The sequence below is a fragment of the Amycolatopsis vancoresmycina genome, assembly GCF_000716785.1.
GTDB classification, from domain to species: domain Bacteria; phylum Actinomycetota; class Actinomycetes; order Mycobacteriales; family Pseudonocardiaceae; genus Amycolatopsis; species Amycolatopsis vancoresmycina.
In genome coordinates, this window is record NZ_JNYY01000031.1 from 41,325 (window position 1) to 62,152 (window position 20,828).

Annotated in this window: 18 protein-coding genes and 1 tRNA gene; 10 read left to right on the plus strand and 9 right to left on the minus strand. The window is 71.0% G+C overall.

What is annotated here, in order from left to right; genetic code table 11:
- Positions 1-30 precede the first annotated feature (30 nt).
- From OO60_RS41665 to OO60_RS41685, 5 genes are read left to right on the plus strand one after another with little or no spacing between them, the layout of a single operon-like run.
- Complete coding sequence (locus OO60_RS41665) at positions 31-675, plus strand: glycosyltransferase family 2 protein (RefSeq protein WP_033263441.1); 645 nt, start codon at positions 31-33, stop codon at positions 673-675.
- Complete coding sequence (locus OO60_RS41670; RefSeq protein ID WP_033263442.1) at positions 672-1,352, plus strand: TIGR04282 family arsenosugar biosynthesis glycosyltransferase; 681 nt, start codon at positions 672-674, stop codon at positions 1,350-1,352. Before OO60_RS41665 ends, OO60_RS41670 begins: the two co-directional genes overlap by 4 nt.
- Positions 1,352-1,984, plus strand: coding sequence for a class I SAM-dependent methyltransferase (locus OO60_RS41675; RefSeq protein ID WP_033263443.1), 633 nt, complete (start codon positions 1,352-1,354; stop codon positions 1,982-1,984). The genes OO60_RS41670 and OO60_RS41675 overlap by 1 nt, the downstream gene beginning before the upstream one ends.
- Positions 1,981-3,099 (plus strand): molybdopterin-dependent oxidoreductase, encoded by a 1,119-nt coding sequence (locus OO60_RS41680; protein WP_003087876.1) that lies wholly within the window; start codon positions 1,981-1,983, stop codon positions 3,097-3,099. The genes OO60_RS41675 and OO60_RS41680 overlap by 4 nt, the downstream gene beginning before the upstream one ends.
- The gene (locus OO60_RS41685; protein ID WP_003087873.1) at positions 3,096-3,641 is read left to right on the plus strand and encodes a hypothetical protein; all 546 of its coding nucleotides are present in this window, start codon (positions 3,096-3,098) and stop codon (positions 3,639-3,641) included. The genes OO60_RS41680 and OO60_RS41685 overlap by 4 nt, the downstream gene beginning before the upstream one ends.
- Positions 3,642-3,779: 138 nt before the next feature.
- Here the strand turns inward: OO60_RS41685 and OO60_RS41690 are convergent, their stop codons facing one another.
- The 7 genes from OO60_RS41690 to OO60_RS41720 form a co-directional block, all read right to left on the minus strand.
- Positions 3,780-5,204: a S1C family serine protease gene (locus OO60_RS41690; RefSeq protein WP_003087869.1), complete on the minus strand. Its 1,425-nt coding sequence runs from the start codon at positions 5,202-5,204 to the stop codon at positions 3,780-3,782.
- Between the two features lie 71 nt (positions 5,205-5,275).
- Entirely contained in the window at positions 5,276-6,358 is a 1,083-nt protein-coding gene (gene galT / locus OO60_RS41695; protein WP_003087864.1) for a galactose-1-phosphate uridylyltransferase, read from the minus strand.
- Positions 6,355-7,155 carry a DeoR/GlpR family DNA-binding transcription regulator gene (locus OO60_RS41700; RefSeq protein WP_033263444.1) on the minus strand — a complete coding sequence of 267 codons (801 nt, stop codon included), beginning with the start codon at positions 7,153-7,155 and terminating at the stop codon, positions 6,355-6,357. The genes galT and OO60_RS41700 overlap by 4 nt, the downstream gene beginning before the upstream one ends.
- A gap of 173 nt (positions 7,156-7,328) precedes the next feature.
- On the minus strand, positions 7,329-8,738 hold the full coding sequence (locus OO60_RS41705; RefSeq protein ID WP_003087857.1) for a sensor histidine kinase: 1,410 nt from the start codon (positions 8,736-8,738) through the stop codon (positions 7,329-7,331).
- Complete coding sequence (locus OO60_RS41710; RefSeq protein WP_033263445.1) at positions 8,735-9,427, minus strand: response regulator transcription factor; 693 nt, start codon at positions 9,425-9,427, stop codon at positions 8,735-8,737. Before OO60_RS41710 ends, OO60_RS41705 begins: the two co-directional genes overlap by 4 nt.
- 66 nt (positions 9,428-9,493) lie before the next feature.
- Positions 9,494-10,102, minus strand: coding sequence for a trimeric intracellular cation channel family protein (locus OO60_RS41715; RefSeq protein WP_003087852.1), 609 nt, complete (start codon positions 10,100-10,102; stop codon positions 9,494-9,496).
- The gene (locus OO60_RS41720; protein ID WP_003087851.1) at positions 10,103-10,756 is read right to left on the minus strand and encodes a response regulator; all 654 of its coding nucleotides are present in this window, start codon (positions 10,754-10,756) and stop codon (positions 10,103-10,105) included.
- A gap of 262 nt (positions 10,757-11,018) precedes the next feature.
- Here OO60_RS41720 and OO60_RS41725 point away from each other — a divergent pair.
- The 5 genes from OO60_RS41725 to OO60_RS41745 all read left to right on the plus strand — a co-directional run bounded on the left by OO60_RS41725 (position 11,019) and on the right by OO60_RS41745 (position 19,274).
- Positions 11,019-11,091 (plus strand) — tRNA-Arg (locus OO60_RS41725).
- 92 nt (positions 11,092-11,183) lie between these two features.
- Positions 11,184-12,344: a TIGR02679 family protein gene (locus tag OO60_RS41730; protein ID WP_033263446.1), complete on the plus strand. Its 1,161-nt coding sequence runs from the start codon at positions 11,184-11,186 to the stop codon at positions 12,342-12,344.
- Between the two features lie 80 nt (positions 12,345-12,424).
- A complete protein-coding gene (locus OO60_RS41735; protein WP_003087846.1) occupies positions 12,425-13,963 on the plus strand; it encodes a TIGR02677 family protein in 1,539 nt (512 codons plus the stop codon).
- On the plus strand, positions 13,960-15,204 hold the full coding sequence (locus OO60_RS41740; RefSeq protein ID WP_003087841.1) for a TIGR02678 family protein: 1,245 nt from the start codon (positions 13,960-13,962) through the stop codon (positions 15,202-15,204). The genes OO60_RS41735 and OO60_RS41740 overlap by 4 nt, the downstream gene beginning before the upstream one ends.
- Entirely contained in the window at positions 15,201-19,274 is a 4,074-nt protein-coding gene (locus OO60_RS41745; RefSeq protein ID WP_003087839.1) for a TIGR02680 family protein, read from the plus strand. Before OO60_RS41740 ends, OO60_RS41745 begins: the two co-directional genes overlap by 4 nt.
- Here the strand turns inward: OO60_RS41745 and OO60_RS41750 are convergent.
- Both OO60_RS41750 and OO60_RS41755 read right to left on the minus strand, forming a co-directional pair.
- Positions 19,228-20,079, minus strand: a complete 852-nt coding sequence (locus tag OO60_RS41750) for a hypothetical protein (protein WP_003087837.1) — start codon at positions 20,077-20,079, stop codon at positions 19,228-19,230. The genes OO60_RS41745 and OO60_RS41750 overlap by 47 nt on opposite strands.
- Entirely contained in the window at positions 20,066-20,728 is a 663-nt protein-coding gene (locus OO60_RS41755; protein WP_003087835.1) for a vWA domain-containing protein, read from the minus strand. The genes OO60_RS41750 and OO60_RS41755 overlap by 14 nt, the downstream gene beginning before the upstream one ends.
- Positions 20,729-20,828 lie beyond the last annotated feature (100 nt).

Below are 20,828 nucleotides of genomic sequence, written 5' to 3' on the forward strand. Positions count from 1 at the left end.
CTTACGGTCGGCGCCGTGACTGACTCAGAAGTGGACGTCGTCCTGCCCTGCCTCGACGAAGCGGCGGCCCTGCCCGGCGTGCTGGCCGGGCTGCCGCCGAACTACCGCGCGATCGTGGTCGACAACGGTTCGGCCGACGGCTCACCCGAAGTGGCGGCCTCGCTCGGCGCGAAGGTCGTCCACGAACCGCGTCGCGGCTACGGCGCGGCCGTGCACACGGGCCTGGAGGCCGCCACCGCGGACATCGTGTGCTTCGCCGACGCCGACGGTTCTCTGGACCTCGCCGACCTGCCGCAGCTGGTGCGCGCGGTCGAGGGCGGTGCGGATCTGGCCGTCGGACGCCGGGTGCCGACCGGGCCCGGGGTGTGGCCGTGGCACGCGCGAGCGGGCAACGCCGTGCTGGCGCTGCTGTTGCGCAGCCGCGGGCTGCCGGTCCGCGACATCGCGCCGCTGCGCGCCGCGGACCGCCTGGCGCTGCTCCGCCTCGGCGTCGCCGACCGCGCGTTCGGCTACCCGCTGGAGCTGCTGATCAAGGCGCAGCGCGCCGGGTGGCAGGTCCGCGAGTTCGACGTCCGCTACGGCGAGCGCGCCAAGGGCACGAAGTCGAAGGTGTCCGGTTCGGCGCGGGGCACGCTGCGCGCGGTCCGCGACTTCGGGCGGGTGCTGGCCCGATGACACCTCCCTTCGTCCTGCTGGTGGTGGCCAAGGCGCCGGTCCCGGGGCTGGCCAAGACCCGGCTCTGCCCGCCCGCGACGCCGGCCGAAGCGGCGGACATCGCCGCGGCCGCCCTGCTCGACACGCTCGACGCCGTCTGCGCGGTACCCGGCGCCGTGCCGGTCGTCGCGATGACCGGCGATCTCGGCGCGGCCGCCCGGGGCCCCGAACTCGGGACGGCGCTGCGGCGCGTCACCGTCCTCCCGCAGCGTGGGCGGGACTTCGGCGCCCGGCTGGCGAACGCCCACGCGGATGCCGCCGCGGAGCACGCCGGGCTGCCGATCGTCCAGATCGGCATGGACACCCCGCAGGTCACGCCGGTGTCCCTCGCCGCGGCCGCCGCACCCGTCCTTGGCGGCGGCGACTCGGTGCTCGGCTTGGCCTTGGACGGCGGCTGGTGGGTGCTGGGCCTGGCCGATCCGCGGCACGCGCAGGTCCTCGCGGACGTCCCGATGTCCCGCGACGACACCGGCGACCGCACCTTGCACGCCCTCACCACGTGCGGGTTGCAGCCAGAGCAGGCCGCGCGTCTGTCCGATGTGGACACGATGGCCGAAGCCCGCTCGGTGGCGGCAGCCTGCCCGGACGGCCGGTTCGCGCACGCCGTCGCGGCGGTCGGCGGACGGGCGGTCGCGTGATGACGGCCCCGGCGACCACCGGGCACGAGTTCGACCGCGGGCTGCTCGGCCAGCACTGCTGGCTCGAGCTGGCGAACGGCGAGCGGATCGAGCTGCCGGTCGAACGCTGGACCGAGCCGTCCGAAGGCGACGACGTCCTGCTCGACGCCTGCTCCGGCCCGACCGTCGACCTCGGGTGCGGCCCGGGCCGGCTCACCGCGGCGCTGGCCGGGCGCGGGGTCGTCGCGCTGGGCGTGGACAGCTCGCGCACGGCCGTCGCGCTGACCCGGCGTCGCGGCGGAAGTGCGTTGCAGCGCAACATCTTCGACCGCCTGCCGGGCGAAGGCCGCTGGCAGCACGCTCTGCTCGCGGACGGCAACATCGGCATCGGCGGCGACCCGGCCGCGCTGCTGCGGCGCACGGCGCGGCTGATCGCCGCCGACGGCGACGTCCTCGTCGAGCTGGAACCGCCCGGCCACGGCCTGCGGCACGAGCGCGTCCGGCTCCGGCCCGGCCACGCCGACGTCGCCTGGTTCACCTGGGCCTGGGTCGGGGTGGACGCGATCGCGGAAGTCGCCGTGCGCGCCGGGTTGCGCGTCGGCTGGACCACCCGGCGCGGGCAGCGCTGGTTCGCACGGTTGGAGCGGCTGTGAAGCTCCCAATCCCGCAGGAAGAACAGTTCCGGGCGCCGGCGCACCACGAACGCGTGACGTCGAAGATCGGCCTGGCGCTCGCGATCACGTTCACCACGTGTTTCGTGACCGGGCTGATCAGCCACCTGATCCAGCACCCGCCCGGGTGGTTCTGGTGGCCCAGCCGCCCGGCCGGGCTCTACCGCGTCACCCAGGGGATGCACGTGATCTCCGGCGTGGCGTCGATCCCGTTGCTGCTGGCGAAGCTGTGGAGCGTCTACCCGAAGCTGTTCGGCCGGCCGCTCGTCCGCTCGCTGCCGCACGCCCTGGAGCGGCTGTCGATCCTGGTGCTGTCCGGCGCGGCGTTCTTCGAGCTGACGACCGGGCTGCTGAACGTCGCGCAGAACTACCCGTGGGGCTTCTACTTCCCGCAGGTGCACTACGCGGTCGCGTGGCTGGCGATCGGGTCGATCCTGGTGCACGTCGCGGTGAAGCTGCCGGTGATCCGCCGGGCCCTGAGCCGGACCCCCGCCGCCGAGGAGCCGCCGGCCGAGGGGCTGTCCCGGCGCGGCTTCCTCGTCACGACCGGGCTCGCGACCGGCGTCGCGGTGGTGGCCACGGCCGGTGCGACGGTCCCGTTCCTGCGCGGCGTCTCCGGCCTCTCCTGGAAGACGGGCAAGGGCACGCAGAACCTGCCGGTGAACCGCACAGCGGCGGCCGCGGGAATCACCTGGTCGCCCTCCTGGCGGCTCTCGGTGGTGACGCCGCGCGGCACGACGAAGTTCTCGCTCGACGAGCTGCGCGCCCTGCCGCAGACGACGGCGGAGCTGCCGATCGCCTGCGTGGAGGGCTGGAGCCAGTCGGCCACCTGGCGCGGGATCGCCCTGCCCACGCTCCTGAAGGCCGTCGGCGCCGCACCCGGCACGGCGGTCCGGGTGTCCTCTTCGGAGCGTGGCGGCCTCTACGGCGTCAGCGTCCTCCCCGGCGAGCACACGGCCGACGAACTGACGCTGCTGGCCCTGGAGCTGAACGGCGAGGTGCTTGCTCCCGACCACGGCTTCCCCTGCCGGGTCATCGCCCCGAACCGGCCCGGCGTGCTGCAGACGAAGTGGGTCACGAAGCTGGAGGTGCTGTGAAAACCGCTCGCGTGCTCCTCACCCTGCCGGGTCTCGCGGCGCTGGCGTGGGGGGTGGTGCTGTTCGCCGAATACGCGCTGCCGCTGCGTCCGGACGTCTTCGGCACGGTGGGCTGGATCGTCGGCGGCCCGATCCTGAACGACGCCGTCGTCGCCCCGCTGACGGCGGTCCTCGGCCTCGTCCTGGCCCGCCTCCTCCCGTCCCGCTGGAAGGCCCCGGTCATCACCGGCACGGTCACCACCGGCGTGCTGGCCATCCTGGCGTTCCCGCTGCTCTGGCGCTCGTACGGAACCCCGCCGATGCCCGGCCTCCACGACGGCAACCCCACCCTCGGCCTGACCCTCACCCTGGCCGCGGTCTGGCTGGCGGTGATCCTGACGGCCCTGACCCGCCGAGTCGTCCCCCCAATCACACGTGATGCCCCTCCAATCACGAGTGATGCCCCTCCAGTCACGCGAGACGCCCCGGCCGACACGCCAACCGCCCCTCCAGGCACGCGAACCGACCCTCCGGGTACGCCGGCCGACCGTCCCGGTACCTGACCCGGCCACAAAGCGGCCACGCGCGACCGGCATCGAGTGCCTGGTCGCGCGTGGCCTTGTGGGTCCGGCCCCGGGAAACGGGGGTCGAGCCGAAGTTGGTCTCGGCCGCACCACGGCGGCCGAGCGTCTCGAAGAGGATCAGTTGGGCTGGACGGGCTGGCCGCCGAGCGTCACCTCGACCGTGCGGCCGTCGGACAGCGTGAACGTCGCCTTCTCGTCCGGTGCCCGGGTGCGGACCGCCGCGACCAGTGTGTCGGCCGAGTCGATCGTGCGGTCGTCGATCTTGGTGACGATGTCGCCCGCCTTCAGGCCGGCCTTCTCCGCCGGGCTGCCGGCGGTGATGGCGCCGAGTTCCGCGCCACCCTGCGGGGCGTCCTTCACCTGGGCGCCGATGTAGGTCTGCACCGCTTGGCCGGTCTTGATGATCGTGTCCGCCGTGCGGCGCGCCTGGTCGATCGGGATGGCGAAGCCGATGCCGACGTTGCCGCCTTCGGACGCGCCCTGGCCCTGGCCGCCGGACGCCGACTGCGGGCTGTAGATGGCCGAGTTGATGCCGATGACCTGGCCGGCCATGTTCGCCAGCGGGCCACCCGAGTTGCCCGGGTTGATCGCCGCGTCGGTCTGGACCGCGTCCATCACCGTCGTCTGGTCGCCGCTGCTGCCGCCGGCGCGCACCGGCCGGTGCAGCGAGCTCACGATGCCCGAGGTGACCGTGCCGGCCAGCTCGAACGGCGAGCCGATGGCGACCACCGACTGGCCGACGCGCAGGTCGTCGGACCGGCCGATCTCCACCGGGGTCAGGTTGTTGACGCCGCTGACCTTGACGACGGCGATGTCGGTCGTCGGGTCACGGCCGATGACCTTGGCGGGGGCCTTCTTGCCGTCCTGGAACACCGCCTGGATCTGGCCACCGTTCGCGGCGACCTCGACGACGTGGTTGTTGGTCAGGATGTAGCCGTCGGTGCTGATGACGAAGCCGGAGCCCTCGCCCGCCCCCTGCTGGCCGCTGACCTGCAGCTCGACGACGCTCGGCGACAGCTTCTGCGCGACGGCCTCGACCGAGCCGGCGGGCGCGTTGCCGGTCTGCTGGGCCGGCTTCGGCGCGTCGAGGGCGTTGCCGGCCGGACCCGACGTCCCGCCGGTCAGGTACCCGACCGCCCCGCCCGCGATGCCGCCGACCAGCAGCGCGACCAGCGCCACCCCGGCGAGCAGCTTCCCGCTGGACCGCTTGGGCTGCGGAGCCGCCGGCGTGTTGTAGACCGCCGTGCCGGGCTGCCCGTACGGGTTCGGCGGCGGGTAGACGCTCTGCTGCGTCTGGCCGGACGGCAGCTGCGCACCCTGGGCGGACCACGGGTTCGCGCTCTGCGCGCCGTACGACGACGACGGATCGGCCCCGGTCACCGCGTGGTAGGAGGGCTCCGAATACTGCGGCGCACCGCCGGACTCGGGCTGGGCCTGCTCACCGTACGGGCTCCCCGCCCAACCGCCCTGCGCCGGCTGCTGGCCGGTCTCGGGGTGCCTCGGCGCCGCGGGGTCGTGTGCGCTGGGGTCGTTCTCGGTCATGTCCTCACCTTGCGCGATGGTCCTGAGAGGTTCCTGAGCCGAACCTGTGCATCGCAGATGAGTATGGCCGCTCAGCCCGCCGCGCGGAGCCGTTCCGCGATCTGCTCCGGCGTCGCGTCGTTGATCCACACCGCCATGCCCGATTCGGACCCGGCCAGGTACTTCAGCTTGTCCTTCGCCCGCAGGACGGAGAACAGCTCCAGGTGCAGCCAGCCGAGCTCCCGGTCGCGGCGCACCGGCGCCTGGTGCCACGCCGCGATGTACGGCAGCGGCCGGTCGTACAGCGCGTCGCAGCGGCGCAGCACGTCGAGGTAGACCTCGGCGAAGTCGTCGCGCTCGGCGTCGGTCAGCGCGGGGATGTCCGGGACCTGCCGGTGCGGCACGATCTGGACCTGGACCGGCCAGCGCGCCGCCGGCGGCACGTACGCCGTCCAGTGCTCGCCGGACGTCACCACGCGCGCGCCGGACTTCTGCTCGGCCGCGAGCACGTCTCCCAGCACCGGGCGGCCGTGTTCGGCCTGGTAGGCGCGGGCGACGTCGAGCATCCGCTCGGTCTTCGGGGTGACGAACGGGTAGCCGTAGATCTGCCCGTGCGGGTGCGACAGCGTGACGCCGATTTCCTCGCCGCGGTTCTCGAACGGGAAGACCTGCTCGACGCCGGGCACGGCGGACAGCCCGGTCGTGCGGTCCGCCCAGGCGTCCACCACGGCCCGCACGTGCTTCGCGCTCAGCTGGGCGAAGGACCCGTCGTGGTCGCTGGTGAAGCAGACGACCTCGCAGCGGCCGCGGCCGGGCCGCACCGGCACCAGCCCGGCACCATCCACAGTGGACGGCTCGCCGACGACGTCCTCGGCGAAGGACGGGAACCGGTTCTCGAAGACGACGACGTCGTAATCGCTTTCCGGGATCTCGCTCGGCTTGCCGGGCTTGCTCGGGCAGAGCGGGCACAGGTCGGCCGGCGGCTTGTAGGTCCGCGTCTGCCGGTGCGCGGCCATCGCGACCCACTCACCGGTCAGCGGGTCCAGCCGGATCTCCGACGCGGCCGAAACCGGCGGCAGGTCGCGGGTGTCCTCGGCGACGCGGTCGGGCGCGCCGGGCTGGTCGAAGTAGATGATCTCCCGGCCGTCGGCCAGGTGTCGTACGGTGCGCTTCACGCTTCTTGGGCCTCGTCCGTCTCCGCCGTCTCGGCGATCATGAGTTCTCCCGCCCGTTCGGCGAGAACTTCCTTGGCTTCGTCGGGAAGGCCGTCATCGGTGACGACGACGTCGGCCTCGTCGAGGTCGGCGATCGTGGAGATCCCGACGGTGCCCCACTTGGTGTGGTCGGCGAGCACGACCAGCTTGCGCCCGGCTTCGACCAGCGCGCGGTCGGTCTCGCTCTCGGTGAGGTTCGGGGTCGTGAACCCCGGGCCGTCGGCCATCCCGTGCACGCCGAGGAACACGACGTCGAGGTGCAGCGACCGCAGGCTGTGCACGGCGACCGGCCCGACCAGCGCGTCCGACGGCGTCCGCACGCCGCCGGTGAGCACGACCGTGCGGTCCGGCTGCGTCGACCCGCGCAGGACGTCCGCGACCTGGATCGAGTTGGTCACGATGGTGAGGCCGGGGATGGCGTCGAGCGCGCGCGCCAACGTCCACGTGGTGGTGCCGGCCGAGATGCCGATCGCGGTGCCGGGCCGGACGAGCGTCGCGGCTAGCTCGGCGATGGCTTCCTTCTGCGCGCGCTGGCGCACCGACTTGGCCTCGAACCCGGGTTCGTCGGTGCTCTTGCCGACGACCGAGGTGGCGCCGCCGTACACCTTCTCGACGAGCCCGCGCCCGGCGAGGACGTCGAGATCGCGGCGCACCGTCATGTCGGACACGCCCAGCCTGGTCACCAGGTCACTGACCCGGACCGCCCCGGTCCGGCGTGCCTCTTCCAGGATCACCGCCTGTCGCTGACGCGCCAGCACCGTTCACTCCGTCCGTCGGACCTCAACCACACAAAATCCTACACGATTCAACACAGGATCCGCAGGACCGAGGAGAGTGAACTTCAAAACAACAGGTCAGGGTAGCCACGCGGCAACCGAGTAGAACAACACCACCACGGGTGGCGCGAACAGGCAACAGCTGACGACCGGTCTCAGCCGGGCGCGCCCGGCAGCCGGATCGTCATCAGCGCGCCGCCTTCGGGCGCCCGCGAGGCGTACACCGCCCCGCCGTGCCGCTCGGCCGCGTGCTTCACGATCGCCAGGCCAAGGCCAGAACCGGGCAGCGTCCGCGCCTCCGACGAGCGGTAGAAGCGGTCGAACACCTTGGGCAGGTCCTCGTCGGCGATGCCCGGCCCGGCGTCGGCGACCTCGACGACGGCCGTGCCGTCGCCCAGCGGGTACAGCCGCACCCAGACCGTCGCATCGGGCGGCGAGAACTTCACCGCGTTGTCGAGCAGGTTCAGCACCGCACGTTCGAGCGAGCTGTTGTCCCCGGTGAGCACCCACGGCTGCAGCGAGACGTCGAAGTTGATCTCGCCCGCGCGGCGGCGCGCCCGGTCGAGCGCGCGCTCGACGACGTCCAGCAGCTCGACGCGTTCGAACCGTTCACGCGGCTCGTCCTGGCGGGCGAGCTCGACCAGGTCGCCGATGAGCTGCGTCAGCTCGTCGAGCTGGCCGCTGATGTCCGCGATGATGTCGACGCGGTCCTCGTCCGGCAGCGGCGGCGCGCCCGGCTTGCTCGCCGCGAGCAGCAGCTCGAGGTTGGTGCGCAGCGACGTCAGCGGCGTCCGCAGCTCGTGGCCGGCGTCCGCGACCAGCTGCCGCTGGCGTTCCTGCGAGTCCGCGACCGTGCCGAGCATCGTGTTGAAGGTCTGGGTGAGGCGCGCGAGCTCGTCGTCGCCGCTGACCGGGATCGGCCGCAGGTCGCCGGTCTTGGCGACGCGCTCGGCGGCCGACGTCAGCCGGTCGACCGGGCGCAGGCCAGTGCGCGCGACCGCGGTGCCCGCCGCGGCGGCGACCAGGATGCCGGCCCCGCCGATCAGGAACAGCACCAGCGCGAGCTCGTTCAGCGTGCGCTTGGTCGGGCCCATCGACTGCGCCAGCACGATGGCCTCGCCGTGCCCGGTCGCCAGCGCGACGACGCGGCTGTCGGTGCGGAAGTCCGTCCGCAGCGACTCCGGCGAATCGCCGTTCGCGACGGCCAGCTCGTTCTGCCCGAACGGCGGCGGCGAGCTCGACAGCGGATAGGTCATCACGGCGTGCTGGACGTCGGGCGCCGCGGTGAGCTGCCCGATCTGCAGGTCGGCGCTGGCCAGGAAGGCGCCGGGGACCTGCCGCAGCTGGGTCTGCACCTGCGGCGAGTCGGCCGCCGCCTGCGCGCGGGCCAGCAGGCTGTCGTCGAGCTGCTGGTAGAGGTTGCTGCGCACGACCATGTACGCGCCGATCGACACCAGCGCGACGGCGCCGGCGACACAGGCGGCGGCGAGCAGCGTCACCCGGCCGCGCAGCGAGAACCGGCGGGCTCCCCAGCGCGTGCCGCGGGGGTCGCCGGGTTCGGTCACGGCGGGGTTTCCCTCAGGACGTACCCCACCCCCCGCACCGTGTGGATCAGCCTCGGCTCCCCCTCGGCCTCCGTCTTGCGGCGCAAATAGCCGACGTAGACCTCCAGCGCGTTGCCCGACGTCGGGAAGTCGTATCCCCATACTTCCTCCAGGATCCGGCCCCGCGTGAGGACGTGCTTCGGGTAGGAAAGGAACAGTTCCAGCAGTGCGAACTCGGTCCGGGTCAGGCTGATCTCACGGCCGCCGCGGCGGACCTCCCGCGTGCCCGGATCGAGCGTAAGGTCGGCGAAGGACAGGACCTCGGACGCCTGACCGTTCTGGGCGTCGGGCGCGGCACGGCGCAGCAGCGCCCGCAGCCGCGCGAGCAGCTCTTCGAGCGCGAAGGGCTTCGGCAGGTAGTCGTCAGCGCCGGCGTCCAGCCCGGACACCCGGTCGGAGACGGTGTCGCGCGCGGTGAGGACGAGGATCGGCAGGTCGTCACCGGTGCTGCGCAGGCGGCGGGCCACCTCCAAGCCGTCGAGCCGGGGCATCATGACGTCCAGCACCATCGCGTCCGGCCGGTCGGCGATGATCGCCTCCAGCGCCTGCGCACCGTCGCTGGCCAGCTGGACCTGGTAGCCGTTGAACTCCAGGGACCGCCGAAGCGACTCACGGACGGCGCGGTCGTCGTCCACCACAAGGATGCGCATGGCCACAGTTTTACGCAGCGTGCTGAGACCCGCCTAAGAACACACACAGAACTGACAAAGGATTTCTCACTCCGGACCGCGCGCGACCGGCGCGTTCCAGTGCCGCCAGAGCGCAACCATCCTGACGCTGACGACGACGGCGGCCGCGACGAGGGTCACCGGCCCGGCCGGAAGTCGCAGAGCGTGACCGGCGGCGACGAGCACCGAGCCGGCCAGCGCGGCCACGGCGTAGATCTCCTTCCGCAGGACGAGCGGGATTTCCCGGAGCAGCAGATCGCGCACGGCCCCGCCGCCGATCCCGGTGGTCATCCCGATCAGACACGCGGCGTAGACGGTGGCGCCGGCATTGAGCGCGATGGTCGTCCCGGCGGTGGCGAAGACACCCAGCCCGAGCGCGTCCGCGAGGAGAACACCCCGCCGCAGCCGCGCCACCTGCGGGTGAAAGACGAACACGACGAGGGCGGTCCCGGCGCAGACGGCGAGGTAGGGCCAGTTCCGCAGCGTGGTGGGCGGGTGGATGCCGAGCAGGACGTCCCGGATGACACCGCCGCCGAGAGCGGTGGTGAGCCCGACCACGATGACGCCGAAGACATCGAGCCGAGCCCGCACGGCGGCGAGCGCCCCGGACGCGGCGAAGGCGACGAGCCCGAGGAACTCCAGCGCCGTGAGCAGCATTTACTGGTCGAGAAGGCCACCGCGGTAGGCCAGCAGCGCGGCCTGCACCCGGTTGGCGGCACCGATCTTGGAGAGCACGGCGGAGACGTACCCCTTGACGGTGGCTTCGGAGAGGTGCAGGCGCCCGCCGATCTCGGCGTTGGACAGGCCCTGCCCGATCAGGGCGACGACCTCCCGCTCCCGTTCGGACAGCGAGGCGAGCAGCTTGCGGGCGGGCTGAGCAGCACGTTGTTCGTCCCGATGCGACTGAACCATCCGCGCGGCAACCCCCGGATCGAGGACGGCACCGCCCCTGGCCAGGTCCCGCACGGCCCTGAGCAGCGCGGCGGGGTCGATGTCCTTGAGGAGGAACCCGTTGGCGCCGAGCCGGAGCGCGAGGCTGACGTACTCGTCGATGTCGAAGGTGGTCAGCATGGCCACGGTGGGCGGATCGGGAAGGGCGAGGATGGCCCGCAGCGCGCGGATGCCGTCGTCGGGAGCGCGCATCTTGATGTCGAGCAGGGCAACATCGGGGTGGTAGCGCCGGGCAACCTCCACGGCGGATCTGCCGTCGCTGGCCTCGCCCACGATCTCGATGTCCTGAGCCCCGGACATCATCGCGCGCAACCCCGAGCGCACCAGTTCCTCGTCGTCGGCGAACATGAGCTTGATCAACGAAGCCCTCCGCAACAGCCGGTGGAGGCGGCTCCCCGCATCCCGTTAACGAAGGTTACCTACTGTTGTTCAGCAGTTCGAAACCAGACACGACCAGGTGAGGCACTGGTCCGTCCAGGTCAGGTGCGGTGGACCGTCCGGCAGGGTGTATCCGCGATGTGGGAGAGCCGTGAGAACCACTCACCTGGGTGACGACGTCCGTCGGGTCGCCCCAGGTACCCGGTGTGGGTGAGGCCCGCTAAGCTGAGGCTGGTAGTAGCAGGCCCTCGTAGCTCAGGGGATAGAGCACCGCTCTCCTAAAGCGGGTGTCGCAGGTTCGAATCCTGCCGGGGGCACAGGCTAGGCCCTCTCACCCGAGCCATCCGAAGCTCCTAAACTGCACGGCATTGTGGAACTGCCGCCCGCCTTACTTCCGCTCTGGCAAACCGTGCACGCACGGCTGTCGAGCGGGTTACCGGTCCGCCGGATCAAGGTCGGACCGCTTGACCTCGACCAGCGAACAGCCGTCGCAGATCTGCTCGGGTCGGCGCGGCTGCCCGGTGAGCATGTGGACATCACCCTCGCCAAGCTCGACGAGCTGCTGCTGGACCGCACCGGCCTGACCACGCGCGAAGTCGTCGCGCAGCTGGTCGGCCCGATCGGTGACCGCGCCGCCGAACGTCGCCGGGCCACCGATCGGCGAACGGCCCTGTGGGACTGGCTCGCCGCGCACCCGGTGGTCACGGCTCAACCCGCGCTCGCCGGCTGGGTTGGTGGCATCCGGCGGGCCGGGCTCATCGACGGGTCGGTCAGCCGGACGAAGGAGGAACTCGAGAAGGTCCTCAAGGTGCTCGGTGAGCTACCCGCCGCCGGCCGGCCGCTGCCGTCGTTCGCGGACGATGTTCTCGGCGACACGCACGCCCTCGACGAGGGGAAACGCTGCGCCAACCTCGTGCTGAAAGCACTGGTCGCCATCTACGACGTTCCACCTCCCGTCGGTGCGCCGGAGCGCCGTGCGGTGTGGGAGCGGGCCGGCATCGCCGACGACCAGCTCTCCTCCACCGTCCTCGCGGCCGGGCTCCGGATCGGCGGTGACGACCTCGTCGGCAGCATCCTCGACATCTGCGCCGATGCCGGGGTGGCCGCAACCCTCACCCTGCAGCAGCTCCGCACCAAACCGCGGCTGACCGGAGCCCCGGCGGAGGTCTGGATCTTCGAGAACCCCAGCGTGCTCACCGTGGCCCTGGAACGGTTCGGCGCGAGCTGCCCGCCTCTGGTGTGCACGTCGGGGTGGCCGAGCAGCGCCGGCATCCTCCTGCTCAACCGGCTCCACGAAGCCGGTTCAACCTTGCACTACCACGGCGACTTCGACGGCGAAGGACTGCGGATCGCCGCCAACGTCGTCGCCAGGACCGGCGCCGTCCCGTGGCGGATGACCAGCGCCGACTACCTCGCCGCCGTGGCCGATGGGCCGTCCGTCGGCCGGGTCACCGACGTTCCGTGGGATCCGCGCCTGGCCGGGCAGCTCGCCGAAACGGGCAAGACCGTTCCCGAAGAGCGCCTGGCCGTGGTGCTCCTGGACGAGATCGCCCGGCGGACAAGAACGTGACAAACCCCGGCCACGAATTCGGGCGCCCCGGAATTGTCGGTGCCGTCCCGTAACGTGACGGCAGACCACCGGGAGGCAGCATGGATCCGATCCGTGTCCCGCCCGAGATGTTCCGCTTCACCAGCGGGGATCGGGCCGGGCTCGACGTCTCCATCCTGCACGCTTTCGGTGAGGCCAACGAACGGCTCGAGACCGCGCTGAGCCTGGACGACGTCCGGGCGTGGCTGCGGTCGATCGGCTGGCTCGAGGCGCTCGACGACGACGAGCTCGTCCGTCGCCTGAACCAGCTGCGCGACTGGAATCTCCTCGACGTCGTCCAGAACCACTCCGAGGACTACCGCACCGCCGGCGAGTACGAACGCCGCAACCTGCAGTATTCCCTTACTCGCCAGGGTGAAGCTGCCTTCGCCGGTGTGGTGCACGCCATGAACGTCCTCGCCGCGACGGGTGCACTGCAGACCGCGGTCCTCGACGCGATCGCGGACCGCCTCGGCGATCTCGTACGTGAGCTGGAAAGGGGAACCAACCGACGCATCTTCACCGCCTTGCTCGAGTTGGAGGCGCACCTCGAAGCGTTGCGTGGCAACACGAAACAGTTCAACGGCGAACTGCAGCGGCTGTTGCGCGCGGACGGCGCCGACCTCACCACCTTCCATGAAGTCAAGGCCAGCACAGTCGGCTACCTCCAGGAATTCCTCACCAACCTCGACCACCGGGCGCACACGATCGCGGTCCGGATCCGGCAGATCGAGGACCACGGCGTCGGCCTGCTGCAGGTGCGGGCACTGGCCGGCGCGGAACTCCCCCAGTTGACCGCCGCGGACCCGGGGCCGCCTTGGCTCGAGCACCGCCGCGCGAAGTGGGAGGGGCTGCGCGCGTGGTTCCTGCCGGCCGACGGCTCCCAGCCCCGGGTCGAACAGCTGCACATCGTGGCCCGGAAGGCGATCATCACGCTGCTCCAGGTACTCGACCGGATCACGGAGTCACGCCGGCGGGCCAGCAGTGCCGTTGCCGACTTCCGGGAGCTGGCCCGGTGGTTCACGGTGGTCACCGCCCAGGACGACCTCCACCGGTTGTGGTCGACGGTGTTCGGGCTCAGCTCCGCCCGGCACGCCCACCTGGCTCATCCCGATCCCGAACTCGTCAGTTCGGTCACACCGTGGGCCGAAGCGCCGCCTGTCGAGGTCTCACCGCTGCTCCGGGCCAGCGGCCGCACCGAACGATTCAGCCGCACGGGCAAGGTGCGCGACGTCGCATCCGTGCGTGCAGCCAGAGCCGAACAAGCGCGGGCCGAGCGGGCTGAGCTGGAGGCCGCCTGGGACATGCTGGACACCGGCGGCCCGGTCCGGCTGTCCTCGTTCGGCACGCTCGACCACGGTGTCTTCGAACGGCTGCTGGATCTGCTGGGCCGTGCACTGGCCGCCGATCCCGGCCGGGCCGGCCACCGGCGGAGTACCACGTCCGACGGCCGGATCGAGATTGTCCTCCGGATGCCGGGAGACGGGTCGATCGCCACCCTGGCCACACCCCGCGGGCAGTTCCGTGGGCCCGACTACGAGGTCGAAATCAGGACGGCCGGCCACCGGGCCGTCCGGCGGACCGCCGGAGGCCACCCGTGAGCAAGCTGACCAACCAGCTGGTGACCGCCGAACGCGAGGAGATCGCGCACGGCATCCGCCGGCTGCTGGCGACGCCTTTGATCACCGAACGCGGTCAGCCGGAAGCGTTCGACCTGGTCAGGCGCCGGCGAGAACCGATCCGCAAGTGGTTCGACTACTACTGCGGCTGGACGTTGACCGTCGAACCGCGGCTCGGCTACGCCCGGCTGGTCAAGGTGCGCACTGTGACGGACCCGACTCGGCCCGCCCGGCGCCTCCGGTCCGCGCGGGCCGCGTTCGACCGCCGTCGCTACGCGTTGCTGTGCGTTGTCGCGGCCGAGCTGCTCGCCGTACCGGTGACCACGATCGGGTTGCTAGCCGACCGGGTCGTCCGCGCCACGACAGCCGACGAGGTGGTGCCTGCTTTCGACACTTCGAGCCGAGGCGAACGCATGGCGTTCGTCGACGTCTTGCGTCTGCTCGAGTCGTTCGGCGTCGTGGAAGCTCTGGACGGCACGACCGAGACCTATGTGGACTCGGCGGCGGCGAAGGTGCTGTACCGGATCGACGCGACGCTGTTGCTCCGCCTTCTGGCCGCGCCGGTCGGGGCTTCTCAGCTTGCCGTGCCCATCGAGGACGTGGCGTTGCGGTTCGACGAGTTGCTCGCCGCCGTTTCGCGGGAACGCCGGTACGGGCTGGCGTCGGGTGCCCACGACGAAACCGCGACCAGGTCGGAGGTGCAGAGGAACCTGTGGTTGCGGCACTCGGTGTTCCGCAGGCTCGTCGACGATCCCGTCCTCTACTTCGATGACCTCAGCGCCGACGAACACGCTTATCTCGCCTCGCCGACCGGACGGCAGCTGTTGCGGCGGGCCGCGGAGCAAGCCGGCTTGGTACTCGAGGAACGCGCCGAGGGCGTCCTCTTCGTCGACCCCGACGGCATCGCCACCGACAGCCGGTTCCCGGACGACACCGGCAATGCCAAGGTCGCCGCGCTGCTGTTGCTCGAATCCCTCACCGGTCCTGCCACGATAGAGCAGCTGGAGATCGAAGCGGCGGCGTTGCTCAGCCGCTTCCCGCGCTGGGCGAAGACATACCAGGACGAGAACGGCCCGCGCCAGCTCGCCACGGACGCGGTCGCCGTCCTGACGGCGTTCGGGCTGGCCCAGCAAGAAGCCGGCTTGGTCCGGCCGCTCCCTGCCGCGGCCCGCTACGCCGTGGGTGCTGCCCGGACCACCGATTCCGGAGGGACGACGTCATGACGGTGTCCGAACTTCCCCACCACACGACCGAGGAGCCCGCGGCGCACCCCGCGCGATGGATGCCGACCCGCGCCGGAATCCTCAACGTCTGGCGCTACTACGACGAAGTCTTCGAGTTCCACGAAGGACGCCTGTTGCTGCGCGGGCCCAACGGCAGCGGGAAGTCCAAGGCCCTGGAGCTCCTGCTGCCCTTCCTGTTCGATGCGAACCTGCGCGCGAACCGGCTCTCGACGTTCGGCACGGGCGAACGCACCATGCACTGGAACCTGATGGGCGAAGGGGCAACAGGCACGACCCGGGTGGGGTACGTCTGGCTCGAGTTCCGCTTTCCCGGCGATCCCGTGCGCTGGTTCACCTGCGGCGCCCGGCTGCAGGCAAGCTCGCACACGACGACCGTGCACCCCGACTACTTCACCACCGGGCTGCGGATCGGCTCCGGCGGTCTCTCCCTCGTCAACGAAGCGGGCCAGCCACTGACCAAGAACGCGCTGGAGGAGCGTCTCGGATCGGACGGTGTCGTCCACGGCAACGCGAGCGACTACCGCGCGGAGGTACGCGCGACACTGTTTTCCGGACTGAACGAGCAGCGTTTCGACGCGTTGATCATGGCGTTGCTCCAGCTGCGGATGCCCAAGCTGTCGCAGCGGCTCGACCCCAGCCTCCTCTCCAGCCTGCTTTCGCGAGCGCTGCCGCCGCTGGGCCAGCAGGAGATCACCGAACTCGCTGAAGGATTCGAACGGCTTGACGCCCAGCGAGACCGGCTCAAGTCGCTCGAGAAGGAGGTCGCAGCCACCCGGACGCTGGCCGGCCGGCAGCGAACTTATGCGCAGCGCGTCTTGCGGGCCAGGGCCGCGACTCTGATCTCGGCGACCACCGAGCTGGACAACCTGGCGAAGGCCGCTCGTGATTCCGCAGAACGCCATGAGACCACCGCACGTCGCAAAGACGAAGCGGAACACCGCGCCGACGAGCTCGCCGCGGATCTCAGGACCACCGAAGCGCGCAAGAACGGCCTGATGGAGAGTGAAGAGTACAAGCAGGGCCAGGAACTGGACCGGCTGCGCAGTCGGACAGCCAGGGCGAAGGCCGACGCGAAGCGGATCGGTCTGGACGCAGCGAACAAACGAGCCGCCGCGGACGAAGACGAGAAGGCTCGGCTGGCCGCTGCGCGGACGCTGGACCTGCAGGTCGAAGCCATCCGAGCCCAAGAGCTCGAGACTCGCAACGCAGCCACCCGGGCCGGCCTGACCAGCGTGCACCAGGAGGTTTCGGCTCGACTGGAAGCCGAGCCGGGCAAGGCTCGCGCCTTGCTCACCGGAGCCGTGCGGAGCCGCAGGGCCCAGCTCGATGTGGTCGCAGAGGCGCTCAACCGCCACGAACGCGCCGTGGACCGGCGCGCACAGGCGGAAACCGGTCTCGAGATGGCCAGGACCCGCCTCACGGGGGCGCAGGACAAGCTCACGGTCGCCATCACCGAACGCGAGAGCGCCTTGACCACGTTGGGCAACGAGCTTCTCGCTTGGGCGACCGGCTGCCGCGAGCTGACCATCTCCGATCCGGAATTGCTGCTGGCTCAGCTGGATTCCGAACCGGCGCTGCTCGCGCTCGTCGATTCGGCCGCAGCGCCGACCCTGCAAGACATCACTCGCCGCGAGACGACAACCGGTTCGGCGCTGGACGTCGCTCGCCGCGAACGCACTGACCTGGTGACGGCCCTCGACCGGCTCCGCACCGAACGAGACCTGCCACCGGCCGCTCCACGGACGCGCACGACCGACCGCACCACCATGAACGGCGCGCCACTGTGGCGGCTCGTCGACTTCGCCGACCGGACACAGTCCCGGACAGCGGCAGCGATCGAGGCAGCGCTCGAAGGAAGCGGCCTGCTGGATGCCTGGGTCGGCCCGCGCGGCCAGATCGCCGGTCACGACGTGTTCGCGGATCCCGGCGCCCTTCCCCCGGTCGACGGCCGCTCGCTCGGCGATGTCCTGGTTGCCGAACGCGACGCGGGCGTCGAGGCCGCAGTCGTCGAGCGACTGTTGCGGTCGATCGCCTTCGGTGCGCAGCTACCCGCGGACGCGCCCGCGGCGATCGCGGCCGACGGGTCGTGGCGGCTGGGGTCGCTCGTCGGCAGCTGGGAAAAGGAGCACGCTTCCTACATCGGGACGTCCGCGCGGCAACGAGCTCGGCAACGCCGAATCGACGAGCTGACCGCGTCCGTCGCGGAGTACGACGGCTTGCTCGCCTCACTCGGCGAAGAACTGAACGCGTTGCGGACACGCCGCGAAGTCATCGCCCACGAACGGGCAACGCGACCCGATCACGGTGCGGTGACCGAGGCGACGAACCTGGCGTTCCGACGTGAATCGGAACGTGACGCCGCCGAGCAGCACGTCCGTGATCGCGTGGCCGAGGTCGCCGCAGGCGATCGGGAGGTGGCAAGTGCGCTCCACGAGCTGAGTCGCGTCGCCGCCGAGCACGGTGTCCCGACCGATCGTGCGGCCCTCGGAAACCTCGCTGCCGCCACCACTTCGTACCAGGACCAGGCCGGCGCCTGGCTGGATGCCCACACCGAGCTCGTCTCCTTCCGGCACGCCGCCGGGGCCGCAACCGAACAGGCCCGGCGTTCGGCCGCGGTCGCGTCCGAACGCGAAGTCGAAGCAGCAACGGCCGCTGAAGAGCACGAAAGCCTCGCCGCGACGCTCGAAGCCGTGGACAGCACGTTCGGCGTCGACTATCGCGAGGTGCTGGGCGAAATCGAGGTCTTGCGAAACAGGTCCCTGCAGCTGAGCAGCGATCAGCGAGCGACCACGCAGCTGGTCACCGAGCTCGCCGGAAAATTGGGTGAACTGAAAATCCAGCACCGGACCGATGCCGAAGCGCACGCCTCGAGCGCGAACCGCCGCGACGGTGCGGCGGATCGATTCCGGCAGCTCGCCTCGGGCATTTTCGCGGCCGACAGCGGAATCGACGGCCAGGCCGGGTTCGATGCCACGCTCCACGCGTCGGACGGCGTCCGTGCCGCGCTGGACGCTGCACGGCTGGTGGCGGCGGCCTGGCCGGCCGTTCCGCACTCGCCCGCCAACATCGGCGACGCGTTGCACCGCCTTTCCGAATCCGTTCACTCCTGCCGCGAGACGTTGAAGTCGCGGGCCGACCTCGACCTCGAGACGGACGACGACGTCCAGGTCTTCACCGCGGTGGTCGACGGCCTCCGGGTGGGCGCCGCGGAGCTGCTGAACATCCTGCAGGCCGAGGCCGAACAGAGCCGGCACGAGATCACCGAGCGAGAGCGGCAGCTCTTCGACCAGACCCTCACGGGCGATACGCGCCGGCATCTGGCCGCCCGGATCAGGCAGGCGAACGAGCTCGTCGACGGGATGAACGCGCGTCTGGAGCGAGTACGCACAGCGTCCAAGGTGGCAGTCAGGCTGGTCTGGCAGGTCGCACCCGAGCTGCCTGCCGGGACGAAAGCGGCGCGTGACCTTCTGCTCAAGGACCCGGCCGGGCTGGCCGACGCGGAGCGGGAGGCGCTGCACCGGTTCTTCCGGGACCGCATCGAGCAGGCCAAGGCGGACGACACCGCAACGAGCTGGGAGCAGCAGCTCAGCCAGGTCTTCGACTACACCGCGTGGCACCAGTTCGTCGTCAAGGTCGACCGGGCCAACGGCGAAGGCTGGAAGCTGCTGACCCGGAAGCTGCACGGTGCGCTGTCGGGCGGGGAGAAGGCGATCGCGCTGCACTTGCCGTTGTTCGCCGCCGTCGCGGCGCATTACCAGGCGGCGCCGCAGGCACCCCGCGTCATCCTCCTCGACGAGGTCTTCGTCGGGGTCGACACCACCAACCGCGGGCAGGTGTTCGCGCTCCTGTCGGCGCTCGACCTCGATCTCATGCTGACGTCGGACCACGAGTGGTGCGTGTACTCCGAGCTGAGCGGCATCGGCATCCACCAGCTGATCACGGGCACCGACGGCGACGATGCGGTGACGACGGCCCGATTCACCTGGGACGGGCACGAGCTGCTTACGGCCGCTCCGTCCACCGGGCCCCGTACACCAGCCCGGGCGTGAGGTGCCTGAACTGCAGGTGCACCTCCCCCACCGAATCCACCCGCTCCAACCGCCCCCGGTACCCAGGATCCGCGATATCCCGCTCAAACGCCGCGTCCAACGTCAGCACCTCCGGTGGCCCCTCCTTCCCGAACCGCACCCGCAGGTCGAAAACCTCGCACCGGTCACGGGGGACGTACACCAGGTTCGAACCCGGCTGCGCCTTGAACACCGCCGCGAACTCCCACGTCTCTCCCCTGGACAGCGGGCGCGGCAGTTCCACCGTGCCCTCGGACAGGGTTCCGCCGTACAGGACCATCCCGTCGGCCCCGCCGGTGGCCAGGGAAAACGACCTCAGGCCGTCCTGGTCCGCCACCACTCTGTGCTGCTCGAACAGCGACGACTCCGCCAGCGCCAACGTCAGCGACGCCGTGTGCCAGCTGCCCGGCGAAGCAGCCACTGGCGAGCCCACGGCCAGCTCTGCCAGGAGCTCTATTGCCTCGTCCACCCGGCGCCGCACTGTTCGCGGGTCTCGGTCGACCCGCGAGGCCGCCCACCGGACTCTGTCCTGGTACAGCGGCTGGCGGGCCTCCGCCGTTATCGCGAAGGCCGCCAGTACCGCCACCCTCAGGTCCTCCGGCAGGTGCGTCGACAGCTCGGACAACCTGGCCGTCACCTTCGCCCGGATCACCACCATTCCGTCCGCTTCCGAGACCGCGCAGGCCGTCCGCAACACCGGGCCCACCCGGTCCGGGAGCCTGCTCGCCTGCAGCCCTCGGCCCTTCCGCAGCGATTTCAGCTCCCGGACCAGCTCAGCGCGCTCCACTGTTCTCTCCCTCAGTGCGTTTCCATGGCAACCCCTTTGCGAGCCCCCGCGCCGACAGGGTGCGGTCGGCCGGTGGACGGGAAGTGGACAGAACGTGCATCACCGAGGCGATCAACGCCGTTCCCATGCGGATGCCGTCGCAGGCGAGGTAACTGCGGAACGTGCCGATCCGGGTCAGTGCCTCGCGGTCCGCGTCGCCGAGGCCGAACGTCACCACCCGGGGACAGCAGGGCCACGAGGGGTCCGAAAACGCCGCGTACGCCGCCGGCCACGTCACCGGGTCCGTCGGCTGGCCGTCGGACAGGAAGAACACCAGTGGGCGGTGGACGCGTACGCGGTGGCGCCGCAACGCCGAGACCTCGCGGTCGATCTCGGCGCGCAGGAACTTGAACAGGGGGCCGAAGTTCGTTCCCGCGCACGGGCCCGGTTTCGGCAGCTCGGCGAGGTCGTCCATCGGGAGCAGGGACTGGACGACCTGCGGCCGCTCGCCGAAGCCGACCACGCTGCAGAACACGCGGTCGGCCACCGACGCGTCCGCGTGGACCGCGCCGCGGAATTCGCGCAAACCCGTGTTCAGCTCGTCGAAGTGGTCGGCCATCGAGAGCGAGACATCGCACGCCACGTAACACGGCAACACGTCGGACCCCATATCGGTTTCTCCTTCACACCCCTGATCGACCGGCAGAGCTTGCCAACTCCGCGTGCACCGAACGTGGAAGAAATGCGGATTCGCGAAACCCGGACGGCCG